The organism is Streptomyces sp. NBC_00400 (assembly GCF_036048035.1).
Taxonomy (GTDB): Bacteria; Actinomycetota; Actinomycetes; order Streptomycetales; family Streptomycetaceae; genus Streptomyces.
Genome location: NZ_CP107940.1, coordinates 573,858 through 592,072, shown reverse-complemented (window position 1 = coordinate 592,072; position 18,215 = coordinate 573,858). Strand labels below are relative to the sequence as shown.

Here is an 18,215-nt window from a genome sequence, read left to right as displayed (position 1 = left end):
GAGCAGGATGACGACGGTCAGGCTGGCGGCACAGACAGCGGCAAGCGCATCCCAGTACGGCCATCCTCTCCATCAGCGGCACCCCGTTCGCGGCGGCGGCCCGCCCGGAGGTGTCGTCTACGTCGTCAGCCAAAGCGGCAACACCCTGAGCGCCATCGACAGCACCTCCAGCACCGTCATCGCCACCGCCCCGACCGGCGCGAGCCCGAGCGCGGTGGTGGTCGCGCCCAACAACAGCGCTTACGTCAGCAACTTCAACTCGAAGACGCTGACGCTCCCGTACATCGGCTTACCTCCGCCCGCGCGCAGAGCACTCCGGCGGACTGGCGTCCACAAGCCCCAGCTTCGGCCACCTCCACGCTCGCGGAGAACTCTGCAGCTTTGGCATTCGTTCAGCATCGAACCTTTTGTGTCATATACCCGTCACATGGTCTCCGTAGCGTCGACGCGGTGACGAGACGCTGCCATGCTCGGCGGACGATCCCAAACAAGGGGGACTTTTGGCTCGTACCATCACACGTCCGGCGCGTCGCATCCGAAGCGCGTTGGCCGCCGCTGTGCTTAGACCGTGTCCTATGTGGTGAGGCCGGCGTTGGTCCGGGTATGGGGCGGGGTACGTGGAGTTGGATTGTTCCGGATGGGCTGTGGGAGATCGCAAAGCCGTTGATCCCTGCGTCGAAGGTGCGGCCGCAGGGTGGTGGGACCCAGGACACGCCTGATGAGACGGTGTTCGCGGCGATCATCTACGTGCTGGTCAGTGGCTGTGCCTGGCGTGCGTTGCCGCCGTGCTTCGGGATATCGAAGTCGACTGCCCGCCGCCGGTTTCTGATCTGGTCGCGGGCCGGCGTGTGGGGCCGGCTGCACGAGGCGGTCCTGTACCGGCTCGACGACGCCGGCCTGATCGACGTCTCCCGCGTGGTGCTGGACTCCGCTCACGTCAGGGCCAAAAAGGGGGCGAACTCACAGGTCCGAGCCCCGTGGACCGGGGCAAGCCGGGTTCCAAGATGCACGTCCTGTCGGACGCGAACGGACTGCCCCTGATCGTCGGCGTCTCCGCTGGGAACACCCACGACAGCCAAGGGCTGAAGCCGATGATCGAGGGTCACCAAACGAGACACGACCCTCACCGCGGCCGGTACTTCAAACCCCAGCGCCTGCACGCCGACAAGGCATATGACCGGCCCGACCTGCGGAAATGGCTACGGGGAAAGCGGATTGGAGTGCGGATCGCCCGCAAGGGCATCGAGTCCAGCGAACGGTTAGGACGCCGTCGATGGGTGATCGAGCGCACCATGTCGTGGCTGTCGGGCTACCGCAGACTCAGCCCCCGCTACGAACGCGACCATCGCAACTACCTGGCCTTTCTCGGACTCGCAGCCGCCATCTGCTGCTACAAGCGATACGTCCGCCTCACCACATAGGACACGGTCTAAGGCGGAACTCCCTGCCCGTCAGCGCTCTCGCGGAAGTCGATGTGCTGCGACGGGCGCTGGACGCCCTGTGTTGCAAGTTGGACGGGAGGGCAGCTGCGGCCAAGACGGCACGGCGCAAGAGAGCCGCGTTCAACGAGGTTCTCAACACCGCAGTCGAAAAAGGGGTACTTCGCTGAGAACCCTCTCAACGGGCTCAGGTGGAATGCCCCGGCGGTCAACGAGGAGGTGGACCCGGCTGCCGGTCCCAATCCGGCTCAGGTTGTCCGACTGCTCGCGGCGGTTGCCCAGCAGCGCGGGCGAGGCCCTCACTTTGAGGCGTTCTTCGGCTGCATCTACTACGCGGCCATGCGGCCGGCGGAGGTCATCCACCTCCGGCTCGAACAGTGCCACCTGCCCGAGACCGGATGGGGGATGCTCAACCTGTCGGGCGGAGTCGTCACCGCAGGCGAGGAGTGGACGGACGACGGTGCAGTGCACGAGGTGCACTCGCTCAAGCGCCGTGCGGCTACCGACCCGGCCTGTGCCCATCCCGCCGCAGTTCGTGCGCATCCTCTGTGCACACATCGAACGGTTCGGCGTGGCCCCGGACGGCCGACTGCTCCGGAACCAGGCCGGTAACTACGTGGACGCTTCGGCGTATGGCACAACGTGGGCGCGGGCACGGAAGTCCGTCCTGACGCGGATGGAGCTTGCCTCCGGCCTGGCCAAGCGGTCCTACGACCTCCGGCATGCCGGGATCTCGTTCTGGCTGTACTCCGGTGTGGACCCGGCCGAATGCGCACGCCGTGCGGGCCAGAGCATCGAGGTCCTCTTCCGCCACTACGCCAAGTTCCTGGACGGCGTCCGGGAGCAGGCCAACCGTCTCATCGAGCAGTCCATGCAGGAGTGGGACCGCGTCAGCCAGGGCGCGGCGCCTGCCGGGTGAGTCGGGGGTTTTGGTCCGTGACTGGTCCGGAAGAGCTGGTCAGGAGCGGGATACGGGTGGGAGGAACTGGGAGTTACGAAGTAAACCGGGCCCTGCTCCGAGTGGACCGGGCGGAAGGCGCCTGGCGGGCAAAAGTCCAGGTCAGGCGCCTTTTCTCGTGCCCCTAGAAGAAGCCGAGCTTCTTGGCCGAGTACGAGACCAGCAGATTCTTCGTCTGCTGGTAGTGATCCAGCATCATCTTGTGGTTCTCCCTGCCGATCCCGGACTGCTTGTAGCCGCCGAAGGCCGCATGGGCCGGGTAGGCGTGGTAGCAGTTGGTCCACACCCGGCCGGCCTGGATGGCGCGGCCCGCGCGGTAGGCGGTGGAGCCGTCGCGGGTCCAGACGCCCGCGCCGAGGCCGTAGAGCGTGTCGTTGGCGATGCCGATCGCGTCGTCGAAGTCGCTGAACGGGGCCACGGCGACCACCGGGCCGAAGATCTCTTCCTGGAAGACCCGCATCTCGTTGTTGCCCTCGAAGATCGTCGGCCGGACGTAGTAGCCGCCCTCCAGTTCGCCGCCGAGCTCGGCGCGGGAGCCGCCGGTCAGGACGCGGGCGCCCTCCTTCTGGCCGATGTCCAGGTAGGAGAGGATCTTCTCCAGCTGGTCGTTGGAGGCCTGGGCGCCGATCATGGTGTCGGTGTCCAGCGGGTGGCCCTGGACGATCTTCTCCGTGCGTGCCACGCCGGCCTCCAGGAAGTCCTGGTAGTGGCCGCGCTGGATCAGTGCGCGGGACGGGCAGGTGCACACCTCGCCCTGGTTGAGGGCGAACATGGTGAAGCCTTCCAGCGCCTTGTCGTGGAAGTCGTCCACCGCGGAGGAGACGTCGTCGAAGAAGATGTTGGGGCTCTTGCCGCCCAGTTCGAGCGTCACCGGCCGCAGGTGCTCGGACGCGTACTGCATGATCAGGCGGCCGGTGGTGGTCTCGCCGGTGAAGGCGACCTTGGCGACGCGGGGGCTGGACGCCAGCGGCTTGCCGGCCTCGGCGCCGAAGCCGTTGACGATGTTGACCACGCCGGGCGGCAGCAGATCCGCGACCAGACTCATCCAGTAGTGCACGGACGCGGGGGTCTGTTCGGCCGGCTTGAGGACCACGGCGTTGCCCGCGGCCAGCGCCGGGGCGAGCTTCCAGGTCGCCATCAGGATGGGGAAGTTCCAGGGGATGATCTGGGCGACGACCCCGAGCGGCTCGTGGAAGTGGTACGCGACGGTGTCCTCGTCGATCTCCGACAGGGAGCCTTCCTGGGCGCGGATGGCGCCCGCGAAGTAGCGGAAGTGGTCGATGGCGAGCGGGATGTCGGCCGCCAGCGTCTCCCGTACGGGTTTGCCGTTCTCCCAGCTCTCCGCGACCGCCAGGGCCTCCAGGTTCTGTTCCATCCGGTCGGCGATCTTGTTGAGGACGGCGGCGCGTTCGGCGGCGGCCGTACGGGCCCAGCCGGGCGCGGCCGCGTGCGCCGCGTCCAGGGCCCGTTCGACGTCCTCGGCGGTGCCCCGCGCCACCTCGGTGAACGGCTGACCGTTGACCGGGGTCGGGTTCTCGAAGTACCGGCCCAGTGCGGGCGCCACGAACTCGCCGCCGATCCAGTGGTCATAGCGGGGCAGGTAGCTCATGACGGCATCGGCGGAACCCGGGCTGGCGTAACGGGCCATGGTGCGGCCTCCCAATCGCTCTCGGCGCGGTGCCCGCCACTCCCGTGTGACGGGCGTTGTGCGCAGGCTATGGCGGGGGAGGTTGCGTGAACGTTGCGACGCGCGCGGCGGCGGGCGCGGGCACGGCACGGGGGGAGGCACCGGTCGTCAGGCCGTACGCCGCGCGCAGCCGGTCCGCGGTCGCCATCGGTGCGCTGCGGGCCGGGGAGCGTTCCGGGAGGGCGTCCACCAGGGTTTCCCAGACCTCCAGGTCGTCCTCGCCCCAGGGGGTGCGCGACCACTCGCGCAGCAGCGCGGGGTCGCGGGTGGCGAGCAGCGTACGCCGGAGCCGGTCCTCCAGCGCACCGCGCAGCCGCTGCACACCGGGCGCCTCCGACAGCGGCAGCAGCGGGCCGCGGTACGCGCCCAGCGCGGAGCGCACCTCGCCGGCGTCCAAGGCCTCCCCGACGGTGCACAGATCGGTCTCGACGGGGCGGCTCAGCCGGTACGGACGCGAATGCAGCAGCGTGCCGACGAGATGGCGCAGCCGGGACAGCTCGGCCCGCAGCGTCACCGGGCGCATCTCGCGCTCGCCGTACAGCAGCACCGAGAGCTGATCGCCCGTCAGTCCGTCGGGGTGCCGGGCCAGCAGCACCATGATCTCGCTGTGGCGCCGGCCGAGCCGCAGCCGCTGCCCGTCCACCACCAGCAGTGCCTCGTCCCTGCCGAGCGCCGACAGGCAGATGCTCAACTCGGGTGCGTCGGAGGTGAGATGGGCTTCCGCGGCGCGTGCGGTGGCCTGGACGAGAGCCAGGCTGTGGGGGCTCGCCAGATGATCGCCGCCGGTGATGTCGACCGCGCCCAGCAGCCGCCCGGTCCGCGGATCGTGCAGTGGGGCGGCGGCGCAGGTCCAGCGCTGCACCTGCCGGTTGTAGTGCTCGGCGGCGAAGATCTGTACGGCGTGATCGGCGGCGAGCGCGGTGCCCGGGGCATTGGTACCGGCGTGCCGTTCGTCCCAGCGGGCGCCGGCCACGAAGTTCATCCGCTCGGCGCTGCGCCGCACCCCGCGGTGCCCTTCCACCCACAGCAGCCGTCCCTGCGGATCGCAGACGGCCAGCAGATGCGCGCCGTCCTGCGCGAAGCTGCCCAGCAGCTCCCGGAAGACGGGCATCGCGCGGGCCAGCGGATGCCCGTCCCGGTAGGCGCCCAGCGTGGCCTCGTCCAGATCGATGGGCGCGGCGCCGTCCGCCGCGGCCCGGGCGTCGGCGGAGCGGCGCCAGGAGTCGGCGACCACCTGGCGGACCGGTGGCGCAACGGTCCCGTCGCTGAGGAAGGCGGCATGGGCCCGGCGCACCCTGCGCGTGCGCTCCACCGGATCGGCACCGGTCTCCATCGCCAGCCAAGGGTTGACCACGTGTCACCTCTTCACCTGCGGCTCGTGCCCTTAGGGCCGATGGTGCTCGTACGGGGCGGGAGCGTAAACCCCGCGGGCGCGCCGGGTCACCCACGGGCGTCACCGTGGTCACCATGTGCGCAGGCGTCACCGTGGTCACCGTGCGCGCAGCCGTCATCGGAGAGCACGGCCGTGCCGGTGACGGGCGCGGCCACCGGGCTCGACCGCTGCCGTACGACGGGGGCGGGCGGGAGGCCGCCGCCTCCCGCCCGCCCGGTTCCGCATCTGCCGCCTACCTGATCGCCTTGATCAGCTCACCGCCTGCGGTGTCACCGCTCAGCTCCCAGAAGAACGTGCCGCCCAGGCCCTGTGCGTCCTTGTAGGCCATCTTCGTGCCGATGGTCTCCGGGGTGTCATAGCTCCACCACTGGTCGCCGCACTTGGCATAGGCGGTGCCGCCGACCTTGCCGGTGGCCGGGCAGCGGCCCTTGAGCACCTTGTAGTCGTCGATACCGGCCTCGTACTTGCCCGGTGCCGCACCGGTCGCGCTGCCGCCCGGCGCATCCTGGGTGACGCCCGACCAGCCACGGCCGTAGAAGCCGATCCCCAGCAGCAGCTTGCCCGCCGGGACACCGAGGCCCTTGAGCTTGGCGATGGTGTCGGTGCTGTTGAAACCGGCCTTCGGGATGCCGTTGTACGAGGTGAGAGGGGAGTGCGGCGCCGTCGGGCCCTTGGCGTCCCAGGCGCCGAAGTAGTCGTAGGTCATCGGGTCGTACCAGTCGACGTACTGCGCCGCGCCGGCGTAGTCGGCCGCGTCGATCTTGCCGCCGGCGGAGGCGTCCGCGGTGATCGCCGCGGTCACCAGATTGCTCTGGCCGAACGCCGAGCGCAGCGCCTTCATCACCTTGGTGAAGGCGTCCTTGCCACTGGTGTCGCAGGTCAGGCCGCAGGCGTTGGGGTACTCCCAGTCGATGTCGATGCCGTCGAAGACATCCGCCCAGCGCTTGTCCTCGACCAGGTCGAGGCAGGACCGGGCGAAGGCGTCGGGGTTCTTGGCGGCTTCGCCGAAGCCGCCCGACCAGGTCCAGCCGCCGAACGACCAGATCACCTTGAGTCCCGGGTGCAGCTTCTTGAGCTTGCGCAGCTGGTTGAAGTTGCCGCGCAGCGCGCCGTTGTCCCAGGTGTCCGCCTTGCCGTCGACGCTCTGGTCGGCGGTGTAGGCCTTGTCGTAGTCGGCGTAGGAGTCGCCGATGGCGCACCTGCCGCCCTGAACGTTGCCGAAGGCGTAGTTGATGTGGGTCAGCTTGGCCGCCGAGCCCGAGGTCTCGATGTTCTTGACGTGGTAATTGCGGTCGTAGACACCCCAGTTGGTGAAGTATCCGACGACCTTGTTGCCCGCCGCGGCGGGCTTCGGGGCGGGCGCGGCGGCCGCGGACGGGTGGTGTGCGGCAGGGGCGCCGGCCGGGGCGGCGGCGGCCGGTCCGGCGAGCAGGGTGCCGGCCAGTGCCGCCGTACACAGCGCGGTGGCGGCGGCGATCACTGTGCGCGGTGAACGCATCCGGTGCGGTCTGAGCATGCTGTCTCCTCGGAGGGGGGCGAGGGGTGGAGCCTGACCTGCGTCCGAATTGGCATGAACGCGTTGAACGTTGGGGGAGAAGGTAGAAGGACTAGACCAGTGCGTCAATGGTTCGGACCAATATGGTGACCGGGCGGTGCGGGGCCGGTTCCCGCAGTCCGTGATGATCAACCCGTGACGCGAGGCCGCCGATCGGGCATACTCCTAGCGCCACCGCCGCAGGTCATCGCCTTCCGCAACCCGGAACGCGATCATCGGCCTGGCACGATGAAACCGGCGCCGCCGCCCACCCTGCGCGTGTCGCCGCAGCGCCCGACAGGGAGGAGAGCGCCGCCATGACCGAGTACGGCCCCCGGCCGGTGGACCGCAGGCTGCCCACGGAGGAAGCCCGCGACCTGTTGACCCTCGTACGCGAGCTTGCCGAGCGCGAGATCAGGCCAACGGCCGCCGAGGAGGAGGACGCCGGCCACTTCCCGCGCGAGACCTTCACCCTGCTGTCGGAATCCGGACTGCTCTCGCTGCCCTACGACGAGGAATTCGGCGGTGGCGGCCAGCCCTACGAGGTCTACCTCCAGGTTCTGGAAGAGCTCGCCGCCGCCCGGCTCACCGTCGGCCTCGGCGTCAGCGTGCACACCCTCGCCTGCCATGCGCTCGCCGGATACGGCACCAAGGAGCAGCGCGCCGAACATCTGCCGGACATGCTCGGCGGCGGACTCATCGGCGCGTACTGCCTCTCCGAGCCCTCCTCGGGCTCCGATGCCGCCTCCCTGACCACCCGGGCGACCCGGGAGGGCGACACCTGGCGGCTGGAGGGCACCAAGGCCTGGACCACCCACGGTGGCGTGGCCGACTTCTACACCGTGCTGGCCCGCACGGGCGGCAGCGGCGCCCACGGCATCACGGCCTTCCTCGTGCCCGGCGACGCCGAAGGCCTCAGCGCCGCGGCGCCCGAGCGCAAGATGGGCATGAAGGGATCCCCGACGGCCCAGCTGCACTTCGACGCCGTCCGCATCCCCGACTCCCGCCGCCTCGGGGACGAGGGGCAGGGCTTCGCCATCGCCCTGTCCGCCCTGGACTCCGGGCGCCTGGGGATCGCGGCCTGTGCCGTCGGTGTCGCCCAGGCCGCGCTGGACGAAGCGCTCGCCTACACCGCCGAGCGGCAGCAATTCGGCCGCCCGATCGTCGACTTCCAGGGCCTGCGCTTCATGCTCGCCGACATGGCCACCCAGATCGAGGCCGGCCGCGCCCTCTATCTCACCGCCGCCCGGCTGCGCGACGCCGGTCTGCCGTTCTCCAAGGAAGCGGCGATGGCCAAGCTGTTCTGCACGGACACCGCGATGCGGGTGACCACCGACGCGGTCCAGCTTCTCGGCGGCTACGGCTACACCCTCGACTTCCCGGCCGAGCGCTATATGCGCGAGGCCAAGGTCCTGCAGATCGTCGAGGGCACCAACCAGATCCAGCGGATGGTCATCGCCCGCCATCTCGCGGGGCCCGAGACGCGCTGAGTGGGGGTGGGGCGGGCAGGGCGGAAGCAGGCCCGGAAGCCTCCGGACCGGCTCCGCCCGCCGGGGCCCGCCTCGCCCGCCGTGCCCAGCCGCCCGCACGCTCCTCCCCGCCCCGTCCGCCGCTCCGCTCGCCCGCCCGTCAGGCCTCCCGGCTTCCCGGCCTCAGCCCACCAGCCCCTTGAGTCCCGTGGCCGTCCCGATCGCGACCACCAGGGTGCCGGGTCTGCGGGCCAGATCCCGCGCCACGGCGGACCCGACGGCGGAGGACGGCTCCAGGACCAGGCCCTGTGCCGCCAGCCTCCGGTGTTCCGCCCCGATCGCCTCGTCGTCCAGCGCCACGGCCGTGCCCGCGGTGCGCCACAGCGCGTCGAGCCCCTGCCAGCAGGGCCGCTCCTCCCCGAGGGAGAACGCCACCGTGGGCCGGGCCGCCACTCGCGTACGTTCCTGGTCCGCGCGGTCCGGGCAGCGCAGCGCCGCGGTGAACGGCGCCGCGGCGGACGGCTCCGCGGCCACCAGCCGGGGCTCGTGGGCGACCAGCCCCGCGGCCGCCAACTCCCGGAAGCCGCGGCCGACTCCGGCCAGCAGATCCGCCCGGCTGGTGGGCACCACGACCACGTCGATCCGCCGCCCGGCGAAGTCCCGCGCCAGCTCGTAGGCGACCGACTTGTACCCCTCGTTGGCGTACGGATTCCCGCCCGGCGACGGCGACGAGTAGCTGGTCAGCGGGTACCGGTGGGGTTCCTCGACGGCCTTGGCCATCGCCGCGTTCCGGGCGCCGGTGGTGCCCGGGTGCACCCTCCGCTCGGCACCCAGCGCATCGATCTGGGCCCGCAGCCCCGCCGGCACCTTCTCGTTGGTGAACACCACACACCGCAGCCCGGCCCGTGCCGCATACGCCGCGGCCGCCGCCCCGGCATTGCCGGAGGACGCGGCGACCACGGTGCCGGCACCGGCTGCCACCGCCGCGGCCACCCCGACGGCCATCGCCCGGTCCTTGTGCGAGCCGGTCGGATTCCCGCCCTCGTATTTGAGCCACAACTCCCCGGCGGGTGCGCCGTCCTGGGGCCGCTCCGGGGCCGTCCGCAGCCGGACGCACGGGGTGTTGCCCTCTCCCAGCGTGACCGGCGGGCCGGAGACCGGAAGTGCCTGCGGCAGGCCCCACGGCCCGCCCGGATACGCGGCGAGGTCCACACCGGCCAGATCCGCGAGCGGCGGCATCGTATTGACGCCGATGCCCTCCGCGGCACAGGTCCGGCACCCCGCGAAGCCCTCGGAGACGCGGGCGCAGCGCAGGCAGTGCAGAGGAGGTCGTGAGGTCACCGTGGCTCCAGGGGTCGGTCGGGCGTCAGCCCCGAAATGTAACAGGTGAAGTGGGCATGCGGCCCCTACGTATTCCGCGGGTCTGGTCGTCCGTCCGGAGCTGACGTACCGTCAACTCCCGCTGTGGGGGCCCGAACCGGGCTACGCCCCGCCGACCGCGCGCCCAGGAGGAGACCGTGCCCGACCGCCCGATCGCGCTCGACGAGTACCCGATCCACCAGGTCCCGCTGTCCATGCGGCATGTCGCCACCGGCGACCGCAACGCCTACGACCGGTGCATCTTCCATGTCATGGACCACTCCGGCCGCGCCCTGCTGATCGCCGGCCTCGGTGTCTACCCCAACACCGGTGTCATCGACGCCTATGCCACCCTCCGCCTCGGCGACCGGCTGCACGCCGTACGGGCCTCCGACGCGCTCACCGATGACCGCCTCGCGCTCGCCGTCGGCCCGCTCGCCGTCACCGTCGAGGAACCGCTGGCCCGCCTGCGGCTGACCTGCGCCGCAGACCCCGGCGACCCGGACGGCCTGGCGTACGACCTGACCTGGACCGCGGCGTTTCCCGCCACCTGGGAGCCGCACCACACCCAGTACCGCGGCGACCGGCTGCTGCTCGAAGGCCGGCGGTTCGTCCAGGCGGGCACCTGCAGCGGCAGCATCCGCGTGGCCGGCCAGGAGCTCACCGTCACGGCGGGGGAGTGGACCGGCACCCGCGACCGCAGTTGGGGCGTACGCCCGATCGCCGGTGAGGACGGCGGACGGGCGGCCGAGGAGCTGCGGCCCGAGGGCTTCCACTGGATCTGGTGCCCGGTGCGCTTCGACGACCGCTTCGTGATGGTCATCGTCCAGGAGGACGCCGACGGGCACCGCACCCTGAACGAGGCCACCATGGTCCGCGAGGGCGTCCGCGATGCCCAACTCGGCTGGCCGCACACGGACATCAGCTACCGCCCCGGCACCCGCCACCCCGAACGCGCCGTCATCCATCTCACCGACCCGGCACGCAAACCCCTCGACCTCACCGCCGAAATCCTCACCTCCTCACCCCTCGCCGTGGGCGCCGGCTACCCTCCGGCGAGCGCCGACGACTGGCAGCACGGCACCTGGCGCGGCCGCGGCTGGACCGACCGCCGCAGCTACGACCTCTCCGACCCGGCAGCCCACCCCCTCGCCGCCTACGGAGTCACCGACCACGCCGCCCGCTTCACCCTCGACGGACGGACCGGCTACGGGATCTTCGAGCACGGCAGCTTCGGCCGGCACGACCCGAGCGGCTTCACCGGCTATGACTCCGTCGCGCAGGAGGCCGGACAGTGAACACGGCGCCCCGGCCCCGCACCACCACCCGCGACCCCGAAGTGCTGGCCCGCCGGCTCACCGCCTGGCTCGGCACCCGGCTGCCCGGCGCCCGCGCCGTCTCCCCGGCCGTACCGGACTCCAACGGCATGTCCAGCGAGACGCTGCTCTTCGACATCGACCACCCCCGGCCGCCGTCCGGGCCACAGGACGTCCCCCGCTCCTGCGCACTGCGCCTCGCCGCCGACCCCGCCGCGTACACCGTCTTCCCGCGCTACGACATGGCCCGGCAGTACCGCACCATGCGCCTGGTCGCCGCACACACCGACCTGCCCGTGCCCCGCACCCTCTGGCTCGAAGAGGACCCGGCGTATCTCGGTGCGCCGTTCTTCGTCATGGCGCGCGCCGCCGGCCGCGTCCCACCGGACGTCATGCCCTATACGTACGAGGGCAATTGGCTGTACGACGCCACCGACGCCCAGCGCGACCATCTGGAAGCCGCCAGCGTGTCGGTCCTCGCCCGGTTGCACGACCAAGTCCCCTCCGGCGCGGCCGGCTTCCTCGCCACCTCCGGAACGGGAGACGCACTGCGGCGACATGTGGAGGCCCAACGGGCTTACTATCGCTGGGTCGTTGACGGGCGCCCCCGCTCCCCGCTGATCGAGCGCGGCTTTGCCCGGCTGGCCGACCTGTGGCCGGCGGACCCCGGGGAGACCGTTCTGACCTGGGGCGACGCCCGGATCGGCAATATCGTCTATGACGGATTCGAGCCGGCGGCCGTACTCGACTGGGAGATGGCCGCCCTCGGCCCCCGCGAACTGGACCTGGGCTGGATGGTCTTTCTCCACCGCTTCTTCCAGGACCTCACCGAGAGCGGCGGCCGGCGGGGGCTGCCCGGATTCCTGCGCCGTGACCGCGTCGAGGACCGCTATGCCCGGCTCACCGGACACCGGCCCCGCGCCATGGAGTTCCACACCCTCTACGCGGCCCTGCGGCACGCCATCGTCATGCTGCGAGTGGCCTACCGCCAGGTCCACTTCGGGGAACTTCCGGTCCCGGCCGACGCCGATGCGCTGATCCTGCACCGCGGGACCCTGGAAGCGATGATCGAGCGCCGGTACTGGTGAGACCGGGCGGCCTACGGGCCGGCCGGCGGTCTACGGGCCTGCCGGCGCTCTCAGCCGAGCGGGCGCATTCGCGGCACCCGGACCGGCCGGGTGCCGGGCCCGCCGAGGTGCGAGAACGGCTGGCGGCGCCAGTCCAGGCTCTCCGGGAGCGTCAGCAGCACTGCCGCGTCCTGCTCCTGGGCGTCCAGGGTGTCGGCGGTCCTGGGTGCCTCGGACACCGTCCGCCCGGATCCCTGGCACACCGTCAGGCCGAAGGGGTTCCACGGCGAGGCGCACAGCGCGTGCTCGGGCAGCGTGTCCTCGTCCGCCAGCAGCGCGATCGGCTGCAGGCAGTCGGGGCAGGTCACGCGGTAGATCTCATAGGTGTCGAAAGAGTCGACGTCCGCACCGTCGTCGCCCGAGCCGCCGGGACTGTCGCCCTCCTGGGCGCCGATGTTCGCGGCAGCGGAGTCCTGCTCAAGGCGTCGCATGATGTCCATCCCCCTCGGGTGGGTCGGTCGTACCGCTGACTTCCTGTGACGGGCGGTCCCGGCCACCAGCAGCAATTCCCTTCATGCCGCACGCATAATCGCGGGCAACCCACCGACACCGGATCACATGTGTGGCATTGGTCACACGGACCGGCGTGGGGGTGTCCACGATCCGGCGCACGGTGCGCATACGCCCCCGCGCACAGTAGGTTGAGCGGGTGGAGGAGTTGGACCGACAAATCGTGGATCTGCTCGTCAAGGACGGGCGGATGAGCTACACCGACCTGGGCAAGGCCACCGGCCTGTCCACCTCGGCGGTGCACCAGCGGGTGCGCCGCCTGGAGCAGCGCGGTGTCATCCGGGGCTATGCCGCCATCGTGGACCCCGAAGCCGTGGGCCTGCCGCTCACCGCCTTCATCTCGGTCAAACCCTTCGACCCCAGCGCGCCGGACGACATCGCCGACCGCCTGGCCGAGGTCCCCGAGCTGGAGGCCTGCCACAGCGTCGCCGGCGACGAGAACTACATCCTCAAGGTCCGGGTCGCCACCCCGCTGGAGCTGGAGCATCTGCTCACCCGCATCCGGACCCTCGCCGGCGTGTCGACCCGCACCACGGTCGTACTCTCCACCCCCTACGAGGCCCGGCCGCCGCGCATCTGACCGGCGAGCGCCCCCCTGCGCGCGGCCCCTCCGTCCGCAGGGGCCAAACTGTCCGGTATGAGCGAGCCCCTTTCCCACCCGGCCCGGAAGCACCCTTCCCGGCCCCGCACCGTCCTGCTGCGCGGCGGTGAGGTGCACAGCCCCGCGGACCCCTTCGCCACCGCCATGGTCGTCGAAGGCGACCGCATCGCCTGGGTCGGGGAGGAGGGCGCGGCCGACTCCTTCGCCGAGGGCGTGGACGAGGTCATTCCGCTCGACGGTGCGCTCGTCACTCCGGCGTTCACGGACGCACATGTGCACACCACGGCGACCGGTCTCGCGCTCACCGGCCTCGATCTGGTCGGGGTCGGCACACTGTCCGACGCGCTCGCCCGGATCCGCGCCTACGCGGACGCGCGCCCGGCGGACCGCATTCTGCTCGGACACGGCTGGGACGCCGGCATCTGGCCGGAGGGGCGCCCGCCGTCCCGCGCGGAACTGAACGAGGCCACCGGTGGCCGCCCGCTCTACCTCACCCGGGTCGACGTGCACTCCGCCGTCGTGACCACGGCGCTGCTGGATCTGGTCCCCGGCATCCGCGACCGGGACGGCTTCCACGACGGTGCCCCGCTGACCGGCGCCGCCCATCACGCGGTGCGCAAGGCCGCTTACGCCACCGTCACCCCCGCCCAGCGGGCCGAGGCCCAGGCCGCGGCGCTCGCCCGCGCCGCCTCGCTCGGCATCGGCAGCGTCCACGAGTGCGCGGGCCCGGACATCTCCGGCGAGGACGACTTCACGGGGCTGCTCGCCCTGGCCCGGGAAGGCAACGGCCCCCGTGTCATCGGCTACTGGGCCGAGCTGATCGCATCCGCAAAGGATGCGGAGCGGGTCAGGGAACTCGGGGCGCTCGGCGCCGCGGGCGATCTGTTCGCCGACGGCTCGCTCGGCTCCCACACCGCCCATCTGCACGCCCCCTACGCCGACGCCGGTCACACCGGCACCGCCCAGCTCGACGCCGAGGCCGTCGCCGCCCATGTCGCCGCCTGTACCGAGGCCGGGCTCCAGGCGGGCTTCCACGCCATCGGTGACGCCGCCCTCACCGGCGTCGTCGCCGGGGTGCGCGCCGCCGCCGACCGGATCGGCCTGGACCGGGTCCGCGCCGCCCGGCACCGCGTCGAGCACGCCGAAATGCTCACCGAGGACACCCTCGCCGGCTTCGCCGACCTGGCCCTGACCGCTTCCGTCCAGCCCGCCTTCGACGCGGCATGGGGCGGCGAGGACGGCATGTACGCCGCCCGCCTGGGCGCCGAGCGGGCCCGCACGCTCAACCCGTACGCCGCGCTGCTCAAGGCCGGTGTCCCGCTCGCGCTCGGGTCGGACAGCCCGGTCACCCCGCTCGACCCCTGGGGCACGGTGCGCGCCGCCGTCTTCCACCGCACCCGTGCCCACGGCATCTCCGCCCGCGCCGCGTTCACCGCCCACACCCGTGGCGGCTGGCGCGCCATCGGCCGGGACGACGCGGGTGTCCTGGTGCCCGGCGCCCCCGCCGACTACGCGGTCTGGCGCACCGGCGACCTGATCGTCCAGGCCCCCGACGAGCGGGTGCAGCGCTGGTCCACCGACCCCCGCTCCGGCACCCCTGGCCTGCCCGATCTCACCCCCGGCAACGACCTCCCGGTGTGCCTGACCACGGTCGTCGGCGGGCGAACGGTCTTCGGGCCGCCGAACGAGTGACATCGCGCGGGCAGGTGCCGGCGCGGGCTGCGCCTGCCGCTCCTTGCCTCACTTGGGGGCGCTCGCGGCTGACCTGGGGCGACGCGAAACGACGCAGGTGCAGCACCTGTTGACAGCAGACGGTCGACGGCCGGTAGGTTCGGCGGAGTCCACCACCAGGACGTCCGACCGGGAGACCTCCGCGCAGTCGTCGAACGCAGCTGGGCCATGGGGTGGTGCGCCACTGGGGCACACCACCACTGGGAGCCAGGTCCAGCACCAGCGGCACGGGACAACGGAGCGTTTCGGCCGGATGGGGGTCCCTCCCTGCTCCGTGGGAGCTTGGGGGACGGTGCGACCCGGGTGGGGCCCGGACGCTCAGTAGACAACGGCTTTCGGTCGACCCGCAGCCAGCGGGTCCCAGGTCGGCCCGAAGGGCGCCGGGCCCCTATCCGCACCGCACCGCGGCCCCGCTCTCCGCACCGCGGCCCCGCCCGCAGCCTCCCTCGGTGCCCCTTCACCTTTTGTGCACCCCATATCCGTAATCCCGGCCTCCCGATGTACGGTCAGCTCACCACCGCACGACCTGCAGGAAGGCCCGCGACCGTGCCATCGGGTTCCGACACCACCGAAGAAGCCGTCAGCGACACCGCGCCCGACGGCCCGGTGCCGCGTGCCGGGACGGGCTCCACCGCCGCGCCCGGGCGCCCCGGACGGGCGCGGCGCCTCGCCGCCCTGGTCCGCCGGGAGGCGCTGCGTACCGGCCTTGCGGCCGTCTTCGGCATCGCACTCGGCCTGGCCTTCCCCCCGTACGACCTGTGGCCGCTGTCCGTGGTGGCCGTCGCCGCGCTGTCGCTGCTGACCCGTGGCCGCACCGCCCGGCAGGGCGCCTGGACGGGCTTCGCTTTCGGTCTGCCGTTCTTCCTGATCCTGCTGAAGTGGCTGCATGTCGTCGGGTGGGACGCCGTGTTCGGCCTCTCGGTCGCCGAAGCACTCTTCCTGACGCTGCTGGGCGCGGCGCTCGCCGTGACCTCCCGGCTGCCGGGCGGGCCGCTGTGGGCCGCCTGCCTGTGGGTCGCCGAGGAATGGGCCCGCGACCGGTTGCCGTTCGGCGGCTTCCCGTGGGGCCGGCTCGCCTTCGCCAACACCGGCTCGCCGTTCACCCCGCTCGCCGCGCTCGGCGGTGCCCCGCTGGTGACCTTCGCCGTGGCGCTGGCCGGTGCGCTGCTGGCCGTGTGTGCCGCCGCCCTCTGGCAGCTGCGCGGCAACGGCTCGCTGCGCCGGGCCGTCCCGGCCCTGGAAGCCTTCGGGCTCGCCGCGGCGGTCACCCTGGCCGGCGCCGTGGTGCCCGTTCCCACCAAGGCCGACGACACCGCTGACATCGCTGTCGTCCAGGGCAACGTCCAGCAGCCCGGCATGGACTTCCTGGGCCGCCCCATGATGATCACCGACAACCACGCCACGGCCACCGAAAAGCTCGCCGCCGACGTCAAGGCCGGCCGGGTCAGGAAGCCGGACCTGGTCATCTGGCCGGAGAACTCCTCCGACCTCGACCCGTACAAATACCCGCAGGCCTACGACCGGATCGACGAGGCCGTGAAGGCCATCGGCGTGCCCGTCCTCGTCGGCGCCCTGATCGACCACCCTTCCAAGAAGGGCTATGTCTTCAACGAGGGCATCGTCTGGGACCCGAAGAAGGGGCCGGGCGCTTCCTACACCAAGCAGCACCCGGTGCCGTTCGGCGAGTACGTGCCGTTCCGGGAACAGCTCAGCAAGATCATCACGCGTTTCCAGCGGGTGCCCCGCGACTTCTACCCCGGTGACCACACCGGTGTCCTCCACGTCGGCCCCGCCCGGCTCGGCGACGTCATCTGCTTCGAGGTCGCCTACGACCAGATCGTGCACGACACCGTCGACGCGGGCGCCCGTGCCCTGGTCATCCAGACCAACAACGCCACCTACGGCCGCTCCGGCCAGCCCGAGCAGCAGCTGGCGATGTCCAAGCTGCGCGCCGTCGAACACGGCCGGGCCGTGGTCACCGCGGCCACCAGCGGGATCAGCGCCGTGGTCGCCCCGGACGGCAAGATCACCCACCGGATCCCCGAGTTCACCCAGGGTGTGGTCTCCGCGCGGATCCCGCTGCGGGACGAAACGACGCTCGCCGACCGCGTCGGCGCCGCTCCCGAGTGGGTGCTCGCTATCGTGGGGCTTCTGTCCTGCGCCGGTGCGGTAGTTGCGGGCCGGCGCGGGCGAACGAAGGACGAGAAGGGGCAGCAGTGACAGACGGGCAGCGGCAGTACGGTCCGCTCGGCACCACGTTGGTGATCATTCCGACGTACAACGAGGCGGAGAACATCAAGCCGATCGTCTCGCGGGTGCGGTCCGCCGTCCCCGCGGCACATGTCCTCGTCGCGGACGACAACAGTCCTGACGGCACCGGCAAGTTCGCCGACGAACTGGCCGCCGCCGACGAGCAGGTCCACGTCCTGCACCGCAAGGGCAAGGAAGGCCTCGGTGCCGCCTACCTCGCGGGCTTTGGCTGGGGGATCGACCACGGCTACGACGTGCTGGTCGAGATGGACGCCGACGGCTCGCACCAGCCCGAGGAGCTGCCGCGGCTGCTCACCGCCCTCAAGGGCGCCGATCTCGTCCTCGGATCGCGCTGGGTGCCCGGCGGCCGCACCGTCAACTGGCCCACGTACCGCCGGCTCATCTCCCGCGGGGGCAGTACGTACTCCCGGCTGGTGCTGGACCTCCCGTTGCGCGACCTCACCGGTGGTTTCCGGGCCTTCCGTGCGGAGGCGCTCAAAGGGCTGGGTCTGGACGACGTGGCCTCCCAGGGCTACTGCTTCCAGGTCGACCTCGCCCGCCGTGCCGTGCAGGCCGGCTATCACGTCGTCGAGGTGCCGATCACCTTCGTCGAGCGGGAACTGGGCGACAGCAAGATGAGCCGTGACATCGTCGTGGAGGCCCTGTGGCGGGTCACGGCCTGGGGGGTCGGCTCCCGGGTCGACAAGATCCGCGGCCGCTGACGTACGGTGCCGCTGACGCCGGACCCGCTGACGCCGGACCCGCTGACGTACGGTGCCGCTGACGTACGGTGCCGCTGACGTACGGTGCCGCTGACGCCGGACCCGCTGACGCCGGACCC

General features: G+C 71.6%; 15 protein-coding genes. 10 read left to right on the top strand and 5 right to left on the bottom strand.

Going from position 1 to position 18,215, the window contains the following annotated elements:
- Window positions 1-7: 7 nt before the first annotated feature.
- The 3 genes from OHS81_RS37325 (at window position 8) to OHS81_RS02755 (ending at window position 2,358) form a co-directional block, all read left to right on the top strand.
- Window positions 8-454 (top strand): YncE family protein, encoded by a 447-nt coding sequence (locus OHS81_RS37325; protein WP_443058643.1) that lies wholly within the window; start codon window positions 8-10, stop codon window positions 452-454.
- Window positions 455-603: 149 nt separating this feature from the next.
- Window positions 604-1,421 (top strand): IS5 family transposase gene (locus OHS81_RS02760; protein WP_328382079.1). Its coding sequence is split into 2 segments (ribosomal slippage): window positions 604-946 and window positions 946-1,421, totalling 819 coding nucleotides; the frame shifts between segments, so codons are not numbered across the junction.
- A gap of 694 nt (window positions 1,422-2,115) precedes the next feature.
- On the top strand, window positions 2,116-2,358 hold the full coding sequence (locus OHS81_RS02755; protein ID WP_328382077.1) for an integrase: 243 nt from the start codon (window positions 2,116-2,118) through the stop codon (window positions 2,356-2,358).
- 163 nt (window positions 2,359-2,521) lie between these two features.
- On the opposite strand, the gene adh is transcribed toward OHS81_RS02755, so the two are convergent.
- The 3 genes from adh to OHS81_RS02740 all read right to left on the bottom strand — a co-directional run bounded on the left by adh (window position 2,522) and on the right by OHS81_RS02740 (window position 6,993).
- Window positions 2,522-4,045: an aldehyde dehydrogenase gene (gene adh / locus OHS81_RS02750; protein ID WP_328382075.1), complete on the bottom strand. Its 1,524-nt coding sequence runs from the start codon at window positions 4,043-4,045 to the stop codon at window positions 2,522-2,524.
- A gap of 67 nt (window positions 4,046-4,112) precedes the next feature.
- Complete coding sequence (locus tag OHS81_RS02745; protein ID WP_328382073.1) at window positions 4,113-5,438, bottom strand: GAF domain-containing protein; 1,326 nt, start codon at window positions 5,436-5,438, stop codon at window positions 4,113-4,115.
- Window positions 5,439-5,709: 271 nt separating this feature from the next.
- Window positions 5,710-6,993 carry a glycoside hydrolase family 18 protein gene (locus tag OHS81_RS02740; RefSeq protein WP_328382072.1) on the bottom strand — a complete coding sequence of 428 codons (1,284 nt, stop codon included), beginning with the start codon at window positions 6,991-6,993 and terminating at the stop codon, window positions 5,710-5,712.
- Window positions 6,994-7,328: 335 nt separating this feature from the next.
- On the opposite strand from OHS81_RS02740, the gene OHS81_RS02735 reads away from it, so the two are divergent.
- Window positions 7,329-8,501 carry an acyl-CoA dehydrogenase family protein gene (locus OHS81_RS02735; protein WP_328382070.1) on the top strand — a complete coding sequence of 391 codons (1,173 nt, stop codon included), beginning with the start codon at window positions 7,329-7,331 and terminating at the stop codon, window positions 8,499-8,501.
- A 162-nt stretch (window positions 8,502-8,663) separates the two neighbouring features.
- Here OHS81_RS02735 and OHS81_RS02730 read toward each other — a convergent pair whose 3' ends face one another.
- Complete coding sequence (locus tag OHS81_RS02730) at window positions 8,664-9,821, bottom strand: pyridoxal-phosphate dependent enzyme (protein ID WP_328382068.1); 1,158 nt, start codon at window positions 9,819-9,821, stop codon at window positions 8,664-8,666.
- A 176-nt stretch (window positions 9,822-9,997) separates the two neighbouring features.
- Here OHS81_RS02730 and OHS81_RS02725 point away from each other — a divergent pair, with 176 nt between their 5' ends.
- Both OHS81_RS02725 and OHS81_RS02720 read left to right on the top strand, forming a co-directional pair.
- Complete coding sequence (locus OHS81_RS02725; RefSeq protein WP_328382066.1) at window positions 9,998-11,137, top strand: hypothetical protein; 1,140 nt, start codon at window positions 9,998-10,000, stop codon at window positions 11,135-11,137.
- Window positions 11,134-12,243, top strand: coding sequence for a phosphotransferase family protein (locus OHS81_RS02720; RefSeq protein ID WP_328382064.1), 1,110 nt, complete (start codon window positions 11,134-11,136; stop codon window positions 12,241-12,243). Before OHS81_RS02725 ends, OHS81_RS02720 begins: the two co-directional genes overlap by 4 nt.
- Window positions 12,244-12,293: 50 nt before the next feature.
- On the opposite strand, the gene OHS81_RS02715 is transcribed toward OHS81_RS02720, so the two are convergent.
- Window positions 12,294-12,722 carry a hypothetical protein gene (locus tag OHS81_RS02715; RefSeq protein ID WP_328382062.1) on the bottom strand — a complete coding sequence of 143 codons (429 nt, stop codon included), beginning with the start codon at window positions 12,720-12,722 and terminating at the stop codon, window positions 12,294-12,296.
- 209 nt (window positions 12,723-12,931) lie between these two features.
- Between OHS81_RS02715 and OHS81_RS02710 the strand changes: the two genes are divergently transcribed.
- The 4 genes from OHS81_RS02710 to OHS81_RS02695 all read left to right on the top strand — a co-directional run bounded on the left by OHS81_RS02710 (window position 12,932) and on the right by OHS81_RS02695 (window position 18,096).
- Window positions 12,932-13,372 (top strand): Lrp/AsnC family transcriptional regulator, encoded by a 441-nt coding sequence (locus OHS81_RS02710; protein WP_026170119.1) that lies wholly within the window; start codon window positions 12,932-12,934, stop codon window positions 13,370-13,372.
- A gap of 57 nt (window positions 13,373-13,429) precedes the next feature.
- Complete coding sequence (locus tag OHS81_RS02705) at window positions 13,430-15,085, top strand: amidohydrolase (RefSeq protein ID WP_328382060.1); 1,656 nt, start codon at window positions 13,430-13,432, stop codon at window positions 15,083-15,085.
- A 585-nt stretch (window positions 15,086-15,670) separates the two neighbouring features.
- Complete coding sequence (gene lnt, locus OHS81_RS02700; protein WP_328382058.1) at window positions 15,671-17,344, top strand: apolipoprotein N-acyltransferase; 1,674 nt, start codon at window positions 15,671-15,673, stop codon at window positions 17,342-17,344.
- Entirely contained in the window at window positions 17,341-18,096 is a 756-nt protein-coding gene (locus tag OHS81_RS02695; protein ID WP_328382056.1) for a polyprenol monophosphomannose synthase, read from the top strand. The genes lnt and OHS81_RS02695 overlap by 4 nt, the downstream gene beginning before the upstream one ends.
- Window positions 18,097-18,215 lie beyond the last annotated feature (119 nt).